Origin of the sequence: Clostridium sp. M62/1 (assembly GCF_020736365.1) — a bacterium.
Classification (GTDB): Bacteria; Bacillota; Clostridia; order Lachnospirales; family Lachnospiraceae; genus Otoolea; species Otoolea saccharolyticum_A.
Genome location: NZ_CP085988.1, coordinates 3,075,770 through 3,095,320, shown reverse-complemented (window position 1 = coordinate 3,095,320; position 19,551 = coordinate 3,075,770). Strand labels below are relative to the sequence as shown.

At 49.8% G+C, this 19,551-nt stretch carries 16 protein-coding genes; 13 read left to right on the top strand and 3 right to left on the bottom strand.

Going from position 1 to position 19,551, the window contains the following annotated elements:
- Nucleotides 1–102: 102 nt before the first annotated feature.
- Nucleotides 103–2,085, top strand: coding sequence for a sodium-translocating pyrophosphatase (locus LK436_RS14380; RefSeq protein WP_008394838.1), 1,983 nt, complete (start codon nucleotides 103–105; stop codon nucleotides 2,083–2,085).
- Between the two features lie 251 nt (nucleotides 2,086–2,336).
- Nucleotides 2,337–3,293 carry a hypothetical protein gene (locus LK436_RS14375; protein ID WP_008394839.1) on the top strand — a complete coding sequence of 319 codons (957 nt, stop codon included), beginning with the start codon at nucleotides 2,337–2,339 and terminating at the stop codon, nucleotides 3,291–3,293.
- A 120-nt stretch (nucleotides 3,294–3,413) separates the two neighbouring features.
- Here LK436_RS14375 and LK436_RS14370 read toward each other — a convergent pair whose 3' ends face one another.
- Nucleotides 3,414–4,367, bottom strand: coding sequence for an L-lactate dehydrogenase (locus LK436_RS14370; protein WP_008394840.1), 954 nt, complete (start codon nucleotides 4,365–4,367; stop codon nucleotides 3,414–3,416).
- A 307-nt stretch (nucleotides 4,368–4,674) separates the two neighbouring features.
- On the opposite strand from LK436_RS14370, the gene LK436_RS14365 reads away from it, so the two are divergent.
- From LK436_RS14365 to hgdB, 11 genes are all read left to right on the top strand, one after another.
- Nucleotides 4,675–6,372 (top strand): glutamine--tRNA ligase/YqeY domain fusion protein, encoded by a 1,698-nt coding sequence (locus tag LK436_RS14365; RefSeq protein ID WP_008394842.1) that lies wholly within the window; start codon nucleotides 4,675–4,677, stop codon nucleotides 6,370–6,372.
- Between the two features lie 736 nt (nucleotides 6,373–7,108).
- A complete protein-coding gene (locus tag LK436_RS14360; RefSeq protein WP_008394848.1) occupies nucleotides 7,109–7,405 on the top strand; it encodes an OadG family protein in 297 nt (98 codons plus the stop codon).
- Between the two features lie 111 nt (nucleotides 7,406–7,516).
- Nucleotides 7,517–8,260: a biotin/lipoyl-containing protein gene (locus LK436_RS18570; protein WP_008394849.1), complete on the top strand. Its 744-nt coding sequence runs from the start codon at nucleotides 7,517–7,519 to the stop codon at nucleotides 8,258–8,260.
- A 36-nt stretch (nucleotides 8,261–8,296) separates the two neighbouring features.
- Nucleotides 8,297–8,740 carry a biotin/lipoyl-containing protein gene (locus LK436_RS14345; protein WP_008394851.1) on the top strand — a complete coding sequence of 148 codons (444 nt, stop codon included), beginning with the start codon at nucleotides 8,297–8,299 and terminating at the stop codon, nucleotides 8,738–8,740.
- A 10-nt stretch (nucleotides 8,741–8,750) separates the two neighbouring features.
- Nucleotides 8,751–9,890 carry a sodium ion-translocating decarboxylase subunit beta gene (locus tag LK436_RS14340; protein WP_008394852.1) on the top strand — a complete coding sequence of 380 codons (1,140 nt, stop codon included), beginning with the start codon at nucleotides 8,751–8,753 and terminating at the stop codon, nucleotides 9,888–9,890.
- A gap of 124 nt (nucleotides 9,891–10,014) precedes the next feature.
- On the top strand, nucleotides 10,015–10,977 hold the full coding sequence (gene gctA, locus LK436_RS14335) for a glutaconate CoA-transferase subunit A (protein WP_083794703.1): 963 nt from the start codon (nucleotides 10,015–10,017) through the stop codon (nucleotides 10,975–10,977).
- Between the two features lie 2 nt (nucleotides 10,978–10,979).
- A complete protein-coding gene (gene gctB / locus LK436_RS14330) occupies nucleotides 10,980–11,789 on the top strand; it encodes a glutaconate CoA-transferase subunit B (protein WP_008394854.1) in 810 nt (269 codons plus the stop codon).
- A gap of 151 nt (nucleotides 11,790–11,940) precedes the next feature.
- Complete coding sequence (locus LK436_RS14325; RefSeq protein ID WP_008394855.1) at nucleotides 11,941–13,707, top strand: acyl-CoA carboxylase subunit beta; 1,767 nt, start codon at nucleotides 11,941–11,943, stop codon at nucleotides 13,705–13,707.
- A gap of 408 nt (nucleotides 13,708–14,115) precedes the next feature.
- Entirely contained in the window at nucleotides 14,116–14,904 is a 789-nt protein-coding gene (gene hgdC / locus LK436_RS14320; protein ID WP_008394856.1) for a (R)-2-hydroxyglutaryl-CoA dehydratase activase HgdC, read from the top strand.
- A gap of 30 nt (nucleotides 14,905–14,934) precedes the next feature.
- Nucleotides 14,935–16,371 (top strand): (R)-2-hydroxyglutaryl-CoA dehydratase subunit alpha, encoded by a 1,437-nt coding sequence (gene hgdA / locus LK436_RS14315; protein WP_008394857.1) that lies wholly within the window; start codon nucleotides 14,935–14,937, stop codon nucleotides 16,369–16,371.
- Nucleotides 16,372–16,375: 4 nt separating this feature from the next.
- A complete protein-coding gene (gene hgdB / locus LK436_RS14310) occupies nucleotides 16,376–17,524 on the top strand; it encodes a (R)-2-hydroxyglutaryl-CoA dehydratase subunit beta (RefSeq protein ID WP_008394858.1) in 1,149 nt (382 codons plus the stop codon).
- Nucleotides 17,525–17,791: 267 nt separating this feature from the next.
- On the opposite strand, the gene LK436_RS14305 is transcribed toward hgdB, so the two are convergent.
- Nucleotides 17,792–18,556: an IclR family transcriptional regulator gene (locus LK436_RS14305; RefSeq protein WP_008394861.1), complete on the bottom strand. Its 765-nt coding sequence runs from the start codon at nucleotides 18,554–18,556 to the stop codon at nucleotides 17,792–17,794.
- Nucleotides 18,557–18,576: 20 nt separating this feature from the next.
- A complete protein-coding gene (locus LK436_RS14300) occupies nucleotides 18,577–19,041 on the bottom strand; it encodes a hypothetical protein (protein ID WP_008394862.1) in 465 nt (154 codons plus the stop codon).
- Nucleotides 19,042–19,551 lie beyond the last annotated feature (510 nt).

Sequence of the window (19,551 nt, the reverse complement as noted above, 5' to 3'; positions counted from 1 at the left end):
AGTATGAGAGCAGGGAGGTGAGACGGAGAGGAGCTTCGGCAATACTTCTGCGTTATTTCGGAATGATTCGCCAGAAAAAGATAATTCAGGGAGGTTAATGCAATGAAAGAATTGGTTTGGCTTGCGCCGGCAGCGGGAGTGGCGGCACTTCTGTTCGCGCTGATCCTGGCATCAGGGATCAGGAAGCAGGCTCCGGGAAATGAGCGAATGAGAGAGATTGCAGGGGCGATCAAGGAAGGCGCCCAGGCGTTTCTGAGGGCGGAGTATAAGATCCTCGTATTTTTTGTGGCGATCCTTTTTGTGGTGATTGGGATCGGAATCGGCAACTGGATTACTGCCGTTTGCTTTTTAGTGGGAGCGGCATTTTCTACGATGGCAGGATACATTGGCATGCAGGTAGCCACAGATGCCAACGTCCGCACAGCTAACGGCGCCAGAGAGGGCGGCATGGGAAAAGCCCTCGGCATCGCCTATAAAGGCGGAGCCGTTATGGGAATGTGCGTAGTCGGCCTGGGACTTCTGGGCGCCAGCGTGATTTATCTTGTGACAAAGGATGTGAACGTGCTGACAGGCTACAGCCTTGGCGCATCCTCCATCGCCTTATTTGCCCGTGTAGGCGGCGGAATCTACACAAAGGCTGCCGATGTGGGAGCTGACCTGGTAGGAAAGGTTGAAGTGGGAATTCCGGAGGACGATCCGAGAAACCCGGCAGTTATTGCAGATAATGTGGGCGACAATGTAGGCGATGTGGCCGGAATGGGAGCCGATCTGTTCGAGTCTTATGTAGGCTCTCTGGTATCAGCAGTGACTCTGGGAGTTGTGGCTTACCAGGCGGAAGGCGCATTCTTCCCTCTGGTTCTGGCAGCCTTTGGAGTAATCGCTTCCGTAATCGGAACTTTCTTTGTAAAGGGAAAAGAGGGGACAGATCCTCAGAAATCCCTGAATCTTGGAAGCTATGTGGCATATGCCATTGTAATTATTATGTCCCTGGTGCTCAGCAACCAGTTCTTCGGACGCATGAATGAGGCGGCAGCTGTGATTTCCGGTCTTTTAGTGGGCTTCATTATCGGACAGGCCACAGAGATTTACACCTCAGACAAGTATAAATCTGTAAAGAAGATTGCAGAGCAGTCAGAGACCGGTTCAGCTACAAACATTATCTCCGGTCTTGCCGTGGGCATGAAGTCCACAGTAGTACCTATTCTCTTTATCGCAGTGGGAATTATCGTGGCCTACTCCACAGCAGGCCTCTACGGAATCGCGCTGGCAGCAGTGGGAATGCTGGCTACCACGGGAAGCACTATTGCAGTTGACGCCTATGGTCCTATCGCGGACAATGCAGGCGGAATCGCAGAGATGTCCGGTCTGGACGAAAGTGTGAGAAACATCACAGACAAGCTGGACAGCGTCGGCAACACAACGGCGGCAATCGGAAAGGGCTTTGCCATCGGTTCTGCTGCCCTGACAGCTCTGGCTCTGTTTGTGTCCTATGCTCAGGCGGTAAATCTTACGACTATTGATATTTTAAATCCGAAGGTAATCATCGGATTATTTATCGGAGGCATGCTGCCCTTCCTCTTCTCAGCCATCACCATGGAATCGGTGTCCAAGGCGGCTTATAAGATGATCGAGGAGGTCAGAAGACAGTTCCGGGAGGATCCGGGTATCTTAAAGGGCGAGAGCCGTCCTGACTATACGTCCTGTGTTGGAATTTCCACCACAGCAGCTCTCCACGAGATGCTGGTTCCCGGCATCATCTCCGTGGCAGTTCCGATCGCAATGGGAATCCTGCTTGGAACAGACGCACTGGGCGGCCTTCTTGCAGGTTCTCTGGTTACAGGCGTTCTGATGGCGATTTTCATGGCCAATGCCGGAGGAGCGTGGGACAACGCAAAGAAATATATAGAGAGCGGAACTCACGGCGGAAAGGGAAGTCCTTCCCATAAGGCAGCCGTTGTGGGCGATACGGTGGGCGATCCGTTTAAGGATACTTCAGGACCTTCCATCAATATCCTGATCAAGCTGATGACGATCGTGTCACTGGTGTTCGCGCCGCTGTTCCTGTCTATCGGAACTATATTCTAGGAAGCGAAAAATCTTACAGAGAGATACAGAAAAACTGCAGGGCTGTCCGCTCTGCAGTTTTTCTGTATGGAAATTCAAAAAGAGAGACGGTTCTGAACCGTCGGACTCGGCACAGGTTCTCCTCAGTTCGGTTTCAGTGTGTCTGATTTCTAAAAGGAACTTTCCTCATCTAAAAGGAGCTTTCCCTCATGGCGGATACATGGTAAAATAAGGTACAGACAGAGAAATAATACATTCAGGAGGTATTTCTTATGACACATTGGAAAAAAGTACTCCTTCCGGCAGTGTGCGCGGGGCTGGCAGCTGCCATGCCGGTGACTTCGTTTGCCGCTTCCAAGATTACGTCCGTAACCATCGAGCTGGATTCAGCCATCACAGTCGGGGACAGCGACAGCGAGGTAGATGGCTCCACAGATTCAGATAAATATTATGTGGATACAGTGGAAGTGGAGAATGAGCCGGAAAACGACTGGGAGGAAGGCGATCAGCCCGAACTCAAAATCACTCTGGAGGCTGAGGACGACTATATTTTTAACTCCGGATTTTCCGAAAAGAAAGTGAAGGTAAAGGGGGTAAAGGGAGAGGTTACCTCAGCCAAGAGGAGCGGAAGCCGGACCCTTATCGTATCCTTTACCATGGATGGCCTTGAGGATGACAATGAGTATGAACTGGATTTGGAGGATCTGAGCTGGGATCAGAACAGCGCAGCGGCATCCTGGAACGGCGGCTACGATGCAGAGAGCTATGAGATCCGCCTTTACAGAGGAAGCACCGTAGTCTCCCCTCTTCTGTCCACAACAGATATTAAATACGATCTTTCTCCATACTTCACAGCGGCCGGAGACTATAAATTCCGCGTCCGCGGTGTCCACGGCTCCCAGAAGGGCGAATGGCACAATTCACCGGTCTGGACGGTAAATGCTGAGAAGGCAGCGGCCTTAAGTGCAGGAAAAAGTGCGGCTGTGTGGATTCAGGACACTACAGGCTGGTGGTACAGGAATGCAGATGGGAGCTACACAGTAAATAATTGGCAGTACATAGGAGGCAAGTGGTATTTCTTCGACGGAACCGGCTATATGAAGACAGGCTGGATTGACTGGAACGGAAAGTGGTATTACTGTGACTCCTCAGGGGCCATGCTGTCAAACACCACGACGCCGGACGGTTATCAGGTCGGGGCAGACGGGGCCTGGATTCAGGCAAACTAGGAAATTTGAGATAGGACGGGAAAAGCAAAAGATGCAGGGAGCCGAGTTTTCAGAAAGACGGCTCCCTGCATCTTTTTTCCTAAACGGCCAGAGAGACCCTGGCGGCCATGGCTGTCTTATTTACTCCAGCCCCAGCTCCCTGTAGCACTCCCTTAAAACCTGGCAGGAATTGTTTAATTTTTCCAGCTCATCCTCTTCCAGGGTGAGGGGCAGCACCCTCTGGATTCCGTTTTGATTGATGATGCAGGGGACACCGACAAAGATGCCGTTCTGTCCGTACTCGCCCCGCAGCATGGCGGAAACGGTCATAACGCTGTTTTCGTTTCCCAGCACCGCTTTGGTAATCCGCGTGAGGGCCATGCCGATCCCGTAGTAGGTTGCATTTTTTGCCTCGATAATCTTGTAGGCGGCTGTCCTCACTTCCTCGGAGATCTGCTCCATATCCTGCTCACAGATGGAACCATGGGATTCATTGACCATCTCCCGGATGGACTTGGTGGCAACCATGGCCTGGCTCCAGGGCACAAACTCAGAATCCCCGTGCTCGCCCATGACATAGGCGTGAACATTTCTCGGATCAACCTTCAGGTAATCGCCGAGAAGGTAGCGCAGGCGGGCGGTGTCGAGGGTGGTTCCCGTACCCAGGACACGCCTCGGGTTAAAGCCGGACAGGGTGCAGGTGATTTTCGTCATAATGTCCACCGGATTTGTGGCTACGAGGAAGATTCCGTTAAAACCCGAGGCTGTCACTGGCTCAATGATAGACTGGAACACCTCCGTGTTTCTCTTTAAAAGATCAAGCCTTGTTTCGCCCGGCTTCTGTGCAACGCCTGCGCAGATAACCACAATATCCGCATCCGTGCAGTCATCGTAGCTTCCGGCGTAGATTTTCATATTAGAGCTGGAAAAAGCCAGCCCGTGGTTTAAGTCCATAGCCTCGCCCATGGCGCGCTTCTTGTTTACGTCAATTAAAACCAGTTCATCACACACGTTCTGATTGAGCAGGGAGTAAGCGTAGCTCATCCCCACCATTCCAGTACCAATCAGGGCAATTTTCCGGTTGTCATGTTTCATAAGGGTACCTCCTGTCAGAAATCATACAGATGTTTGCAGATGCAGTCAGACCTTAAATCCTCTCTGTTTTCACAAACGAGTGAGTCAAGGCTAACTCTATTGTTAATAATATCACAAAAGCTGTGGGAAGGGAAGAGAAAAATGCAGTTTCTTCCTTAATATAATTATATCATTGCAGTTTTGCAGGTTTTTATTCATGTAGGCGGGAAGGCAGCCCGGCACGGTGATTAAAACTTGCTAGGGACATTAATTTATGGTATTATAAAATCTAAGTATTTATGAACAAGAGAATAACGGAGGAAATGAGATGGAAGAAAACACAAAAACAGTTGCCGAAGCGGAAGAGAAGGAAACCGTTTCGAAAAACTTTATCGAGAGAGAGATTGAGAAAGATTTGGCTGAAGGTGTTTACAACCATGTCCAGACCAGATTTCCACCGGAACCGAACGGGTATCTTCATATTGGACATGCCAAGTCCATCATCCTGAATTCGGGGCTGGCCAAGGAATACAATGGCAAATTCAATCTGCGCTTTGATGACACGAACCCGACAAAGGAAAAGACGGAATTTGTCCAGTCCATCATTGAGGATGTAAAGTGGCTGGGAGCTGATTTTGAGGACAGGCTGTTCTTTGCCTCCGATTATTTTGAGCAGATGTACGAGTGCGCAGTTCTTCTTATTAAAAAGGGAAAGGCGTTTGTATGCGATCTGAGCGCCGACGAGATTCGCGAGTACCGCGGCGACTTCAATAACCCCGGCAAGGAGAGCCCCTACAGGAACAGAAGCATCGAAGAAAACCTGCAGCTCTTTGAAAATATGAAAAACGGCATGTACAAGGATGGGGAGAAGGTTCTGCGCGCCAAGATTGATATGGCATCTCCCAATATCAACATGAGAGACCCGGTTATCTACCGCGTTGCCCACATGTCCCACCACAATACAGGGGATAAGTGGTGTATTTACCCGATGTATGATTTTGCCCATCCGATTGAGGATGCTATCGAGCATATTACACACTCGATCTGTACCCTGGAGTTTGAAGATCACCGCCCGCTTTATGACTGGGTGGTAAGAGAATGCGAATTTGAGAATCCGCCCCGCCAGATCGAGTTTGCAAAAATGTATCTGACCAATGTGATCACAGGAAAGCGCTATATTAAGAAGCTGGTTGAGGATAAGATTGTGGACGGCTGGGATGATCCGCGGCTGGTTTCCATAGCGGCTCTCAGAAGGAGAGGCTTTACGCCGGAATCCATCAGAAAGTTTGTGGAGCTGGCAGGCGTTTCCAAGGCGGACAGCTCCATCGATTACGCCATGCTGGAATACTGTGTCAGGGAAGATCTGAAGCTGAAGAAAGCCAGAGTGATGGCAGTTCTCGATCCGGTGAAGCTGGTTATTGACAATTACCCGGAGGGACAGATGGAAGAGCTTTCCGCGCCGTGCAATCTGGAAAATCCTGAGCTGGGCGATCGCATTGTGCCCTTTGGCCGTGAGCTCTACATTGAGCGTGAGGATTTTATGGAGGAGCCGCCGAAAAAATATTTCCGCCTCTATCCGGGCAATGAGGTGCGCCTGATGAATGCCTACTTTGTCACCTGCACCGGCTGTGAGAAGGATGAGAATGGAAATGTGACGGTTGTTCACTGTACCTATGATCCGCAGACAAAGGGCGGAAACGCGCCGGACGGCAGAAAGGTAAAAGGAACGATTCACTGGGTGGCAAAGGAGACTGCTCTCAAGGCAGAGTGCCGTCTCTATGAAAATCTCGTGGATGAGGAGAAGGGCAAGCTGAATGCAGACGGAACCCTGAACCTGAACCCCAACTCCCTGACTGTATTAAAGGAGTGCTATGTAGAGCCTTCCTTAAAAGATGCAAAGGCCTATGACAGCTTCCAGTTTGTGCGCAACGGCTATTTCTGTGTGGACTGCAAGGACAGCACGCCGGAGAAGCCTGTGTTTAACAGGATTGTATCTCTGAAGAGCTCCTTTAAATTAGGAAAATAATGCGGAAGGGAAAATCCGGCAGGTCAGACCTGCAGACATCTGCAGTGTGCTCAAAGAGAGACTGCGCTGTGATTTTACCCGGAGACTATATCAGCTGCAGTAAAAAGAAGAAGACTTCAGAAGTCTCAGATAGGTGAAAACGATAGATGAAAACGGCCGCCGGGCAGAAGAATTGGCAAAAATGGATTCTCTGCCTGGCGGCCGGTTGTTTTTTGAAAGTGTGCAGGCTTCAGGCGCGCGAAAACCTGAAAAGCTGACAAATTCAGACAAGGTTCAGGCAGGAATGTTTTTAAAAACAAAATGAGCCAAAATATACAATTAAAATAGGGAGAAATGAAAAAAGAAGCCAGAATTTGAGCTGTATGTGCGTCTTTTGCAGAGGAAAGGGATTTTTATGTAATTTTCTGGAAAAAAGCAGGACAGTAAAACGGTAAAAACAGCGTGATTGCTGGAGAAAAGAGGCGGCGAAATATGAGTTATTGTGCAAAATTTATGAAAGCATCCGTTGACATTTCAGGCCGCCACTGTTATAATTTAGTTAAATAAAATTCCAGGAACGGGGTTTTGTTTGTGAAGGAATAAGAGGGGTTATTCCCTCGATTTTTTATCATTAAAAAATGGAATGCGTTCCATAATGTGAAATATGTGGCGGAGAGATTTTGCTTACATAATTTTTCACAAAACATTGCAGAGCTGTCAGGAACAGCTCTGACTATAAAAGGAGGTGCAAAGGAGTATGTGGACTCAGTCAACCATGAGCTTTCCAGAGTCTATCGTAGTTTCTGCGCTTGGGCTTTCCGTTGTATTTGTTACATTGATTGCCCTTGCTCTGGCGATTATCTTTATTTCAAAGATTCTGCGCTTAATTATCAAGGATGAGGCGAAGAAGCCGGCAGCGGCTCCGGTTCAGCAGACAGCCGTTTCCGATGAAGCTGACAAGGAGACGCTGGCAGTGCTTATGGCTACCATCGGTGTAGATCTGGATTTGCCGCCAGAACAGTTTAAAATTGTGAACGTCAGGGAGATCAATTAAGAAGTGACGGATTTCATGGTACGTCTTTTGAGAGAAAGGGTTTTCACAGAAAACCGGCCAGAAAATTAATTGAAAAGGTTCACTATTTGGGAATGAAAGGAAGGTTCAACAATGAAATACACAGCCACACTTAATGGAAAACAGTATGAAGTGGAACTCGAGAGAGTAGCTGAGTACAGCCCGATTCCGCGCTACGGCGAGGCGCCTGCAGCGGCTCCGGCCCCAGCAGCAGCTCCGGCACCTGTTCAGGCAGCTGCCCCAGCAGCAGCACCAGCACCTGCAGCAGCTCCGGCTCCGACGGGTAAGAGCACAAATGTAGAGGCTCCAATGCCAGGAAAGGTTCTGGATATCAGAGTGACTCCAGGCCAGGCAGTGTCCTACGGTCAGGTGATCATGACAATGGAAGCGATGAAGATGGAGACAGAGATTGTGGCTCCGGCTGACGGAATCGTAACATCTATTCTTGTTAAGGGCGGCGATATGGTAGAGACAGGCGCAGCGCTGGTTGTTTTAAGTGAGGCTGCAGCGGCAGCCCCAGCCCCAGTTCCAACACCGGCTCCAGCACCTGCCCCGGCTCCAGCACCTGCCCCGGCTCCAGCCCCAACACCTGCAGCGGCACCAGCTCCGGCTCCAGCAGCAGGAGCAACTACAATCGAAGCTCCGATGCCAGGAAAAATTCTGGATGTAAAGGTAAATCCAGGTCAGGCAGTATCCTACGGCCAGGTTGTGCTGACAATGGAAGCGATGAAGATGGAGACAGAGATTGTTGCCCCGGCAGACGGTACGGTTGCTTCTGTTCTTGTTAAGAGCGGTGATATGGTAGAAACAGGTGCAGCCCTTGTATCTCTGAATTAGTAAAACAGTTCGTAAGTGAAAGGATGAAATCTGATTATGAAGTATGTAGCTACGATTAACGGAAAAAGATACGAGGTTGAGGTGGAAAAGGTAGATGCCTACAAATCTCTGGATCGCAATGGAGCAGCAGCTCCCAAGGCGCCTGTTCTGGCTGCCACACATGCGGCAAGACCGGCGGCACCAGCCCCGGCTCCGGCAGCAGCCCCAGCACCTGCAGCAGCACCAGCTCCGGCAGCAGCCCCGGCTCCAGCACCTGCAGCAGCAGGCGGAACTACAGTGGAGGCTCCAATGCCAGGAAAGATTCTCACTGTTAAGGCCTCTGTAGGACAGGCTGTCAAATTTGGAGAGCCGTTAGTAATCATGGAAGCTATGAAGATGGAAACTGAGATTGTTGCTCCGGCAGACGGCACAGTAAGCCAGGTTCTGGTAAATACAGGCGATACTGTGGACACGGGAGCCGCTATGGTTATCCTGAACTAGGAGGTACGTGATGAACTTTTTTGAAATTTTAAAGGAAATGCTGGCACAGTCCGGTTTTGCAGCACTTACCTGGCAGAACTGCGTAATGTTCGTTGTTTCCTTTATCCTCTTATATCTTGCTATTAAAAAGCAGTTTGAGCCGCTGCTGCTCCTTCCGATTGCCTTTGGTATGTTCCTTGCAAACCTGCCATTAGCAGATCTGATGAAGGAGTCAGAACCCTGGTATACTCAGGGCGTGCTCCGAATCATGTACGGCGGAGTAAAGTCCAGCCTGTTCCCCTGTCTGATCTTCCTCTGCGTAGGAGCGATGACAGACTTTGGTCCGCTGATTGCAAATCCGGTCAGCCTTCTTCTGGGAGCTGCCGCACAGTTTGGTATTTACATCGCATTCATGCTGGCGAATGCAACCGGCCTCTTTACAGTAGGTGAGGCCGCAGCTATCGGCATCATCGGAGGAGCTGACGGTCCGACAGCTATCTATATCGCAAACAATCTGGCACCGGATCTGGTTGCGCCCATTGCGGTTGCCGCTTATTCCTACATGGCGCTGATTCCTATGATTCAGCCGCCGATTATGAAGCTTCTCACAACAAAGAAGGAGCGCGCTATCGTGATGAAGCAGCTTCGCAAGGTGAGCAAGGTGGAGAAGGTAGTATTCCCGGTTTTCGTAGTATTATTCTGCTCCTTACTGCTCCCGTCCGTTGCACCGCTTCTCGGTATGCTGATGCTTGGAAACCTGTTCCGTGAGTCCGGCGTGGTAGAGCGTCTGTCTGACACAGCTCAGAACGCTCTGTGCAATATCGTAACAATCATGCTGGGAACTACCGTAGGCGCTACAGCAAACGGAGAGATTTTCCTTCGTCCCCAGACTCTGGCTATCGTCGCTATGGGACTTATCGCTTTCTGCTTCTCCACAGTGGGCGGTGTGCTTCTCGGAAAGCTGCTCTGCTTCCTGACAGGCGGAAAGATCAACCCGTTAATTGGTTCTGCAGGTGTTTCTGCTGTTCCGATGGCAGCCCGTGTATCCCAGACAGTAGGTTCTAAGGAAAATCCGACAAACTTCCTGTTAATGCATGCTATGGGACCGAACGTAGCCGGAGTTATCGGCTCTGCAGTTGCAGCCGGCTTCTTCATGCTGATTTTCAAGTAAAAGATTGATTAGGAAGATGACGCTCAGGACGCCGCGCTGTAATTTACGGCGCGGCATTCCGAACGGTTATCCATACATAAGGTAACAATGGTGTTTACCAAAAAATTATAAAGGAGGCTTTATTGTGGCTAATAAAGTAATGACATTACAAGAGGCAGTTGCAAAGTTTGTTGAAGATGGCGACGCTATCTCCTTCGGCGGCTTTACAACAAACAAGAAACCTATGGCTGCTGTTCGCGAGATTCTGCGCCAGGGCAAGAAAGACTTCATCGCATATGCAGGTCCTGCCGGATCTGACTGGGATATGCTGATTGGAGAGGATCGCGTAAAAGCGTACATCAACTGCTATACAGCTGACTCCGGTGTTACCAACGTTTCCCGTCGTTTCCGCAAAAAAATCGAGGCCGGCGAGCTGATCTATGAGGACTACTCCCAGGATGCCATCATGTACATGCTTCACGCTGCTTCCTTAGGTCTTCCATTCTTACCGGTACGTTTTATGATCGGTTCCGGACTGGTTGATGAGTGGGGAATCACAAAGGAAGTGCGCCAGACTATCGACAAGCTGCCGAACGACAAATTTGTGTACATGGACAACCCATTTAACCCAGGTGAGAAGACCGTATGCCTTCCAGTTCCGCAGCTGGATACAGCAATCATCCACGTACAGAAGGCTTCACCTGACGGAACCTGCATTCTGCTCGGCGACGAGTTCCACGATGTAGATATTGCTGTTGCAGCTAAGAAGGTTATCGTTACATGTGAGGAGCTGGTAAGCAACGAAGTGATCCGCAGAGATCCAACCCTTACAAAGATTCCGTGCTTCGCAGTTGACGCTGTCTGCGTTGCTCCTTACGGCGCATACCCGACACAGTGCTACGGCTACTATGATTATGACAACAGCTTCCTGAAGGCTTATGGCGCAGCCAGCAAGACAGAGGAGGATTTCAAGGCATTCTTAAAAGAGTACGTTTACGACGTGAAAGACAATGAAGAGTTCCTTGAGAAGATCGGTGTAAATCGTCTCCTTAAGTTAAAAGTATCTGATGGCTTTGGATATGCAACAGATGTAAGCAAGGAGGATTAATCATGGCTGACTACACAAAGTATACAAACAAAGAGATGCAGGCTATTACGCTTGCACAGCAGATCACAGATGACAACATCGCAATCGTAGGTACCGGTCTTCCGTTAATCGGCGCTTCTGTTGCCAAGAGGCTTTTCGCTCCTAAGTGCAACTTAATCGTTGAGTCCGGTCTTATGGACTGCTCTCCGATTGAGGTTCCGCGTTCTGTAGGTGACCTTCGTTTTATGGCACACTGCGGATGCCAGTGGCCGAACATCCGTTTCATCGGATTTGAGACAAACGACTGGCTGCACAACAACGATCGTATCATCGCTTTCATCGGCGGCGCTCAGATCGACCCATACGGAAACGTAAACTCCACCTGTATCGGAGATTACCACAATCCGAAGACACGTTTCACAGGTTCCGGCGGTGCAAACGCTATTGCTACCTTCAACAACACAATCATCATGATTCAGCATGAGAAGAGAAGATTCATGCAGAAGATTGACTACGTTACAAGCCCAGGCTGGATCGACGGCCCTGGCGGACGTGAGAGACTCGGCCTTCCGGGCAACAGAGGACCTCTGGCAGTCGTTACAGACCGCGGTATCTTAAAGTTTGACAAGGATACAAAGAGAATGTACCTTGCAGGATACTATGAGACATCCTCACCGGAGGATATCATCGAGAACACAGGTTTCGATCTGGATGTATCCAGAGCAGTGAAGCTGGATCCTCCGTCTCCTGAGGTAATCAAGATGATCCGTGAGGAGATCGATCCAGGTCAGGCATTTATCCAGGTTCCGAAGGAGGAGCCGGAGGCAAAATAAGCCAGAAGGATCTGAAAACAGGATACTGAGGTGAAAATTACACCAGACAGCATTTTCCGGCATGGCCTTCCGTTTCGGAAGACCGTGCCGCTGTTGATTTTCACTTTTTGTTATAGTTTCATTTTTCAAAGTAAAGAATAGGAGATTCAAAATGAACATGTATTCTATGCCAGGATATTTCCAGAACATGCCTACAATCGGTAAAGATCTGGTTAATCCGAATCCAGAAAATGAAGAGAGCTTAAAGGCTGTTGAGAAGGACATTCACGATTCCATCGAGAAAGCTCTTGCAGCCGGCATTACTTCCGAGGAGAAGTTAAATGAGCGCGGACAGTTATCCGCTATGCAGCGTATCAATGCATTAATCGACGCTGGAACATGGTGTCCGTTAAACAGCCTTTACAATCCGGAGGGCAACCGTTTCGGAACAACAAACGTGGTAAACGGCCTTGGACGCGTAGACGGAAAGTGGGTTTACATTGTAGCATCTGATAACAAGAAAATGGCTGGAGCATGGGTTCCGGGACAGGCAGACAATCTGCTTCGCGCTTCCGACACAGCTAAGATGCTTCACTTACCGCTTGTATACCTGTTAAACTGCTCCGGTGTTGAGTTCCCGAACCAGGATAAGGTATATCCAAACAGACGCGGAGGCGGTACACCATTCTTCCGCAACTCTGAGTTAAACCAGTTAGGCGTTCCGGTAATCGTAGGTATCTACGGAACAAACCCTGCAGGCGGCGGATACCACAGCATTTCCCCGACAATCCTGATCGCTCATCAGGATGCCAACATGGCAGTTGGAGGCGCTGGTATTCTTTCCGGTATGAACCCGAAGGGATACATTGATGAGGAGGCTGCAGAGCAGATCATCAATGCACAGATCGAGAACAGCAAGCACCATGTACCGGCTCCAGGCTCCGTGCCGATTCACTACGATGAGACAGGATTCTTCCGCGAGGTATATGAGAACGATTTAGGCGTAATCGAGGGTATCAAGAAATACATCAGCTACCTTCCGGCTTACAACCTGGAGTTCTTCCGTGTTGACACACCAAAGGCTCCTCAGTTCCCGGCAGAGGATCTGTACAGCATCGTTCCGATGAACCAGAAGCGTCCTTACGATATGTACGAGGTTATCGCACGTCTCTTCGACAACAGTGAGTTTGCTGAGTACAAGAAGGGATACGGCCCGGAGATGATCACAGGTCTCGCAAAGGTAAACGGCCTCTTAGTAGGTGTTATCGCCAATGTTCAGGGACTTCTGATGAACTATCCGGAGTACAAGCAGAACTCTGTAGGTATCGGCGGAAAGCTCTACCGTCAGGGCTTAGTTAAGATGAACGAGTTCGTGACACTCTGTGCACGCGACAGAATCCCGTTAATCTGGCTGCAGGATACAACAGGTATCGACGTAGGCGATGAGGCTGAGAAGGCTGAGTTACTTGGTCTTGGACAGTCCTTAATCTACTCCATCGAGAACTCCAAGCTGCCGTCCTTAGAGGTAACCATCCGTAAGGCCAGCGCTGCTGCTCACTACGTTCTCGGCGGACCACAGGGCAACAACACAAACGTATTCTCCATCGGTACAGGTGCATGTGAGTATTACGTAATGCCAGGCGAGACAGCAGCAAACGCTATGTACTCCAGAAAGCTCGTTAAGGCTAAGAAGGCAGGAGAGCCGCTTCAGCCAATCATCGACAAGATGAACGATATGATTCAGATGTACACAGACAAGTCCCGTCCGAAATACTGCACAGAGAAGGGAATGGTAGACGAGATCGTTGACATGACAGACATCCGTCCATACATCCAGGCCTTCACAGAGGCAGCATACCAGAACCCGCAGTCCATCTGCCCATTCCATCAGATGATTACTCCAAGGGCAATCCGCGAGTTCGAGACATTTAAGAAATAATTCAGCCGTAGGGCCGGACTGCTTTTTGCCAGACGGTCCGGCCAGACAGCAAAAGAGACAGGGGACGTTCTAAAACGTTTGAGTGTCCCAAATAATGATAGTAAAAGAAAAAGCATAAAAATTAGCCATACAGGCGCATAAATGATAGGATAGCACGATAAGTCGGGCAAAGGCACTGGAACCTTTGCCTGACTTGTCGTGGTTAGAGACATTTATGCGCCTGAATGCGGAGCCTATAAATAATACCAGATCACAGTTATATGAATACTTTTATGTATGTTTGGCCAAATTGTTTTGGCTTTTTTATGCTGTATATGATATACTTAAAACGATGTAGAAAAATGATGTAAGAGATTAAGTGGGGATGTCAGGAATCCGTTTGACATTCCTTTCTATACGGAGGTCATTATGGCAATTTACACAATGGGTATCGATGTGGGTTCTACTGCGTCGAAATGCATTATCTTAAAGGACGGAAAGGAAATTGTCGGAAAATCCCTGGTGGATGTGGGAACAGGCACAAGCGGTCCGGCCCGCGCTATTGAGGAAGTCCTCAGGGATGCGGATATGACACAGGAGCAGCTTGACTACACACTGGCAACCGGCTATGGCCGCAATTCCCTCCTGGGAATCGCCAAAAAGCAGATGAGCGAGCTTTCCTGCCACGCAAAGGGTGCATCCTTCCTGTTTCCAAATGTCCATACCGTCATTGATATCGGCGGGCAGGATGTGAAGGTGCTTCACATTGACAACGGCGCCATGACTAATTTCCAGATGAACGACAAGTGTGCAGCCGGAACCGGCCGTTTTCTGGATGTTATGGCAAAGGTTCTGGAGGTTAAGGTTCAGGATCTGGGAAGACTGGGCGCTATGTCTACAAAGGAGGTAGGCATCAGCTCTACCTGTACGGTTTTCGCGGAGAGCGAGGTTATCAGCCAGCTCGCCATGGGAACAGACAAGTGCGATATTATCAACGGTATCCACAAATCAGTGGCACACCGGGTTACGGGACTTGCACACAGAATCGGGGTAGTTCCGGATGTGGTTATGACAGGCGGTGTTGCTCAGAACAGCGGCGTTGTCTCCGCTCTTCAGAAGGAGCTGGGCTGCGAGATCCACATTTCCCCGCTGACACAGTATAACGGCGCGCTGGGTGCTGCGCTTTTTGCGTACCAGGCAGCCAGCCGTCAGAAATAAATCTTACAGAAAGATTGGAGGATAATTATTATGGCAAAACAAGTTAGTCCAGGCGTACTCGCCCTCCGCAAGGTAGTTGACGATGTTCACAAAGAGGCGCGCGAGGCCAAAGCAAGAGGAGAGTTAGTTGGATGGTCCTCTTCCAAATTCCCGTGCGAGCTTGCTGCGGCATTTGATCTGAATGTTATGTATCCTGAGAACCAGGCAGCAGGTATTGCTGCAAACCGTTACGGCGAGATGATGTGCCAGGCGGCAGAGGATCTGGGATATGACAACGATATCTGCGGATATGCCCGTATCAGCCTTGCCTATGCAGCCGGCGTCCGCGTATCCCGCAAATACGATCCTGAGACAGGCGAGTATATTATCGATCCGAGCACAGGAAAGCCATTAAAGGATGCTGACGGAAACGTAGTGATGGGTGAGGACGGAAAGCCATTAAAGGATCCGAAGACACAGACTCCATACCTGCAGCTGGACAACATTCTTGAGATTGAGAAGCTGCCGGACGGACCGGAGAAGGAGAGACGTCTTGAAGCCATCTCCCCAATCCGCCAGATGCGTATTCCGCAGCCGGACTTCGTGCTCTGCTGCAACAATATCTGCAACTGCATGACAAAGTGGTATGAGAATATTGCCCGTATGTGCAATATCCCGCTGATCATGGTAGATATTCCTTACAACAATGACGTTCACGTAGCAGACGAGAATGTAAAATATGTGCGCGCACAGTTTGACAAGGCTATCAAGCAGCTGGAGGAGCTGACAGGCAAAAAGTTCGACGAGAAGAAGTTTGAGGAGGCCTGTGCAAACGCAAACCGTACAGCTAAGGCATGGTTAAAGGTATGTGATTACTTACAGTACAAGCCGGCTCCATACAGCGGTTTTGACCTGTTCAACCATATGGCAGACGTAGTTACGGCACGTGCCCGCGTTGAGACAGCAGAGGCATTTGAGCTTCTTGCAAGAGACCTGGAGGAGACAGTTAAGAAGGGTGAGACAACCACTCCATTCCCGGAGAAGTACCGTGTAATGTTCGAGGGTATTCCATGCTGGCCGAAGCTGCCTGCACTGTTTAAGCCTCTGAAGGCAAACGGTGTAAACGTTACAGCCGTAGTATATGCACCTGCATTCGGATTCGTTTACGACGGACTGGATGAGATGGCCCGCGCTTACTACAAGGCTCCGAACTCTGTCTGCATCGAGCAGGGTGTTGACTGGCGTGAGGGCATCTGCCGCGACAACAAGGTAGACGGCGTTCTTGTTCACTACAACAGAAGCTGCAAGCCATGGTCCGGTTATATGGCAGAGATGCAGCGCCGCTTCACAGCCGATCTGGGTGTTCCATGTGCAGGATTCGATGGAGACCAGGCCGATCCGCGTAACTTCAATGCCGCACAGTACGAGACAAGAGTACAGGGTCTGGTAGAGGCAATGGAAGCAAACAAGCAGGCAAAGGAGGCATAGTCAAATGAGTATCAACGCATTATTAGATGAATTTAAAGTAAAAGCTGCCACACCAAAGCAGCAGCTTGCTGAATATAAAGCTCAGGGGAAAAAGGTAGTTGGCGTTCTGCCATATTACGCTCCGGAAGAGCTTGTTTACGCAGCCGGAATCGTTCCCATGGGAATCTGGGGTTCCAACAACAAGACTATCAGCCGTGCGAAAGAGTACTGTGCTACCTTCTACTGCACAATCGCTCAGTTAGCTCTTGAGATGCTCCTTGACGGAACTATGGACGGCCTTGACGGAATCATCACTCCAACTATCTGCGACACTCTGCGCCCGATGAGCCAGAACTTCCGTGTAGCTATGGGTGACAAGATGTCCGTTATCTTCTTAGCTCATCCGCAGAACCGTTTTGAGGACTTCGGCCTTCAGTTCACAGTGGATCAGTACACACACGTTAAGAAAGAGCTGGAGAAGATTGCAGGCAGAGAGATCACAAACGATGACATCAAGAATGCCATCAAGGTTTACAACGAGAGCCGTGCAGCACGCCGCAAATTCGTGAAGCTGGCTTCCGACCACTGCGATGTGATCACTCCAACCAAGAGATCTGCTGTATTAAAGGCCTTCCACTTCATGTTAAAGGACGAGTACACAGCTAAGTTAAATGAGTTAAATGCTGAGCTTGAGAAGCTTCCAGTCTGTGACTGGCAGGGTACAAAGGTGGTTACCTCCGGTATCATCTGCGACAACCCGGCTCTGCTGGCAGCCTTTGAGGAGAACAACATCGCCATCGCTGCAGATGATGTGGCTCACGAGACACGTTCCTTCCGCACCGATGTACCTGAGGATGCTGATCCGATGATGGCACTTGCACATCAGTTTGCAAACATTGACTACGATGTTCTTCTGTACGATCCAAAGTCCAGCGAGAACCGCCGCGGTGAGTTCGTTGCTAACCTGGTTAAGGAGAGCGGCGCTCAGGGTCTGGTACTGTTTATGCAGCAGTTCTGCGATCCGGAGGAGATGGAGTATCCATACCTGAAGAAAGCATTAAATGATGCAGATATTCCTCACATCAAGCTGGGAATCGATCAGCAGATGCGCGACTTCGGACAGGCCCGCACAGCTATCCAGGCCTTTGCAGATGTGCTTGAGATGAGAAAATAACTTTCTGTAAATAAGAGAGACTACAAAAGATAAGCTGAGACTTCTGCACTGGAATCGCACGGAAGACCCAGGAAAAAATGAAAAAGCGCAGGCAGGAAATGCAGGCGCAAAAAAGTTCCCCACCGGCAGAGGAAGAGTTCCCACCGGTGGGGCTTTTTGTGTTCAGGGGAAGGGGAAGTTTCGGCGCTGTCAGTGTCAGAATGGCCGGGGAAGATAAAGAAAAGGAAGAACAAAAGACAGAGTGTGGAGTATCCTGCGCTCTGTCTTTTACCTTGGTCTCTGGAAGGTGTGTCCCATGTAGTAGGACAGCTCTGCCGCGCTGTGCTTTACCTGTTCTATCATATGTTCTAAATGAATATCATCGGCAATTCGGCTGTAGGGAGCGATGATTCCCACAGAGGCTGCAACCTTTCCGTCTATGCCGAATACAGGAGCTCCTATCCCAACTGCGTCGTGGACGTATTCTCCGTGTGAGACAGAGAGCCCTGTCTCGCGGATTTCCTTCAGCTCTTTGAGAAGTCCTGCCCGGCTTGTCTGGGGGAACGCCTCCGGGCGGTCTAAAACCTGTCTGGTATAGTAGTCCAGGTATTCCGGTGTCTGATAGGCAAGAAGAACCTTGCGTATGGCACCGCAGTGGAGATCCAGCTCATACCCGAATTTTTCCACTACCTTTAAGTGGTTGGGGCCGTCCACTTTGTCGAGAACGAGCCCCTTATCGCCCACCTGGATAATGAGGTAGGAATCCTCGCGCGTCACATAAGAGAGATTCTTCAGAATAGGAATAGCTGCGTCCTGAATGCGTACATTTGCCGCTGCCGCCCGGCCCAGTGAGATGAGCGCCGGGCCGAGACAGTAGGTGTGTGTGAGTTCATCCCGGATTACATATTTTTTATCGCAGAACGTCTGGAGAATCCGGTGAACCGTGCTTGGTGGAAGTTCAAGCCGCTCTGAAAGCTCTGCAATCGTTATCTTGTGGTCAGACTCCTTGAGGACCTCCAGGAGATCCAGGGAGCGCAGAAGGCTCTGAATCATAGTTTAAATCCTGCCCTCCATTACTGATTTTCGGTTTCTTCGTCGTCCACAATGGTGGTTGCAGAAGTTTCTGCCCCAGGGGAAGCGGAGCTCTCTGACTTCTCTGAGAACAGGGGCTCATCATCCAGAAATTCCATGTCGCTGTCCAGGTAACCGGTATTTTCGGACGAAGCCTTTGGCTTTTCTTCTGTTTTGCCGGCACTGCCTTCTTCGGTGGAATCAGCAGAAGCGGTTCCGGGCATCTCTGCCTCTGTTTTCTGGGTATCCTCAGCTGCCTTTTCGGGAGTCAGGGAAACGTAATTTCTCTGCGGAGATTCTTCCTCGCTTTCCCCGACGTCAAACTCATCGAGATCATCTTCAAAATCGTGGAAATCTTCTTCCAGCTCTTCGTGAAAGGATTTGTATCTGAGAAAATAAGTGATTCCCACTGCGGCTCCTGCCAGAGCGGCGAGAGCAGCAATTCTTCCAAACTGTTTTTTTGCCATGATATAACTCCTTTTTTAGTTAATATTTTATATTTGCTCCTGCCCGATGATGTACAGCACCAGGTGGAAAATTCAAACATATTTGAGCAGAGGCGGGGAGAAAGGATCTCAAAAAAGGGACCTCAAACTCCGCTATGCTCCGTTTGAGTAGCGGGGGAGAGAAAGGGACCTCAAACTCCGTTACGCTCCGTTTGAGTAGCGGGGGAGAAAAAGGGACCTCAAACTCCGCTGCACTGCGTTTGAGTAGCGGGGGAGAGAAAGGGACCTCAAACTCCGTTACGCTCCGTTTGAGTAGCGGGGGAGAAAAAGGGACCTCAAACTCCGCTGCACTGCGTTTGAGTAGCGGGGGAGAGAAAGGGACCTCAAACTCCGTTACGCTCCGTTTGAGTAGCGGGAAGCAAACAGCACTTGTGCTGTTTGCTTCCCTTTATTGTAATACGAATTCGCTGAAAAATAAAGGGATTGGGGATGAATAAATTGTAAAAAAAGGAATAAACTAACAGGGATGAT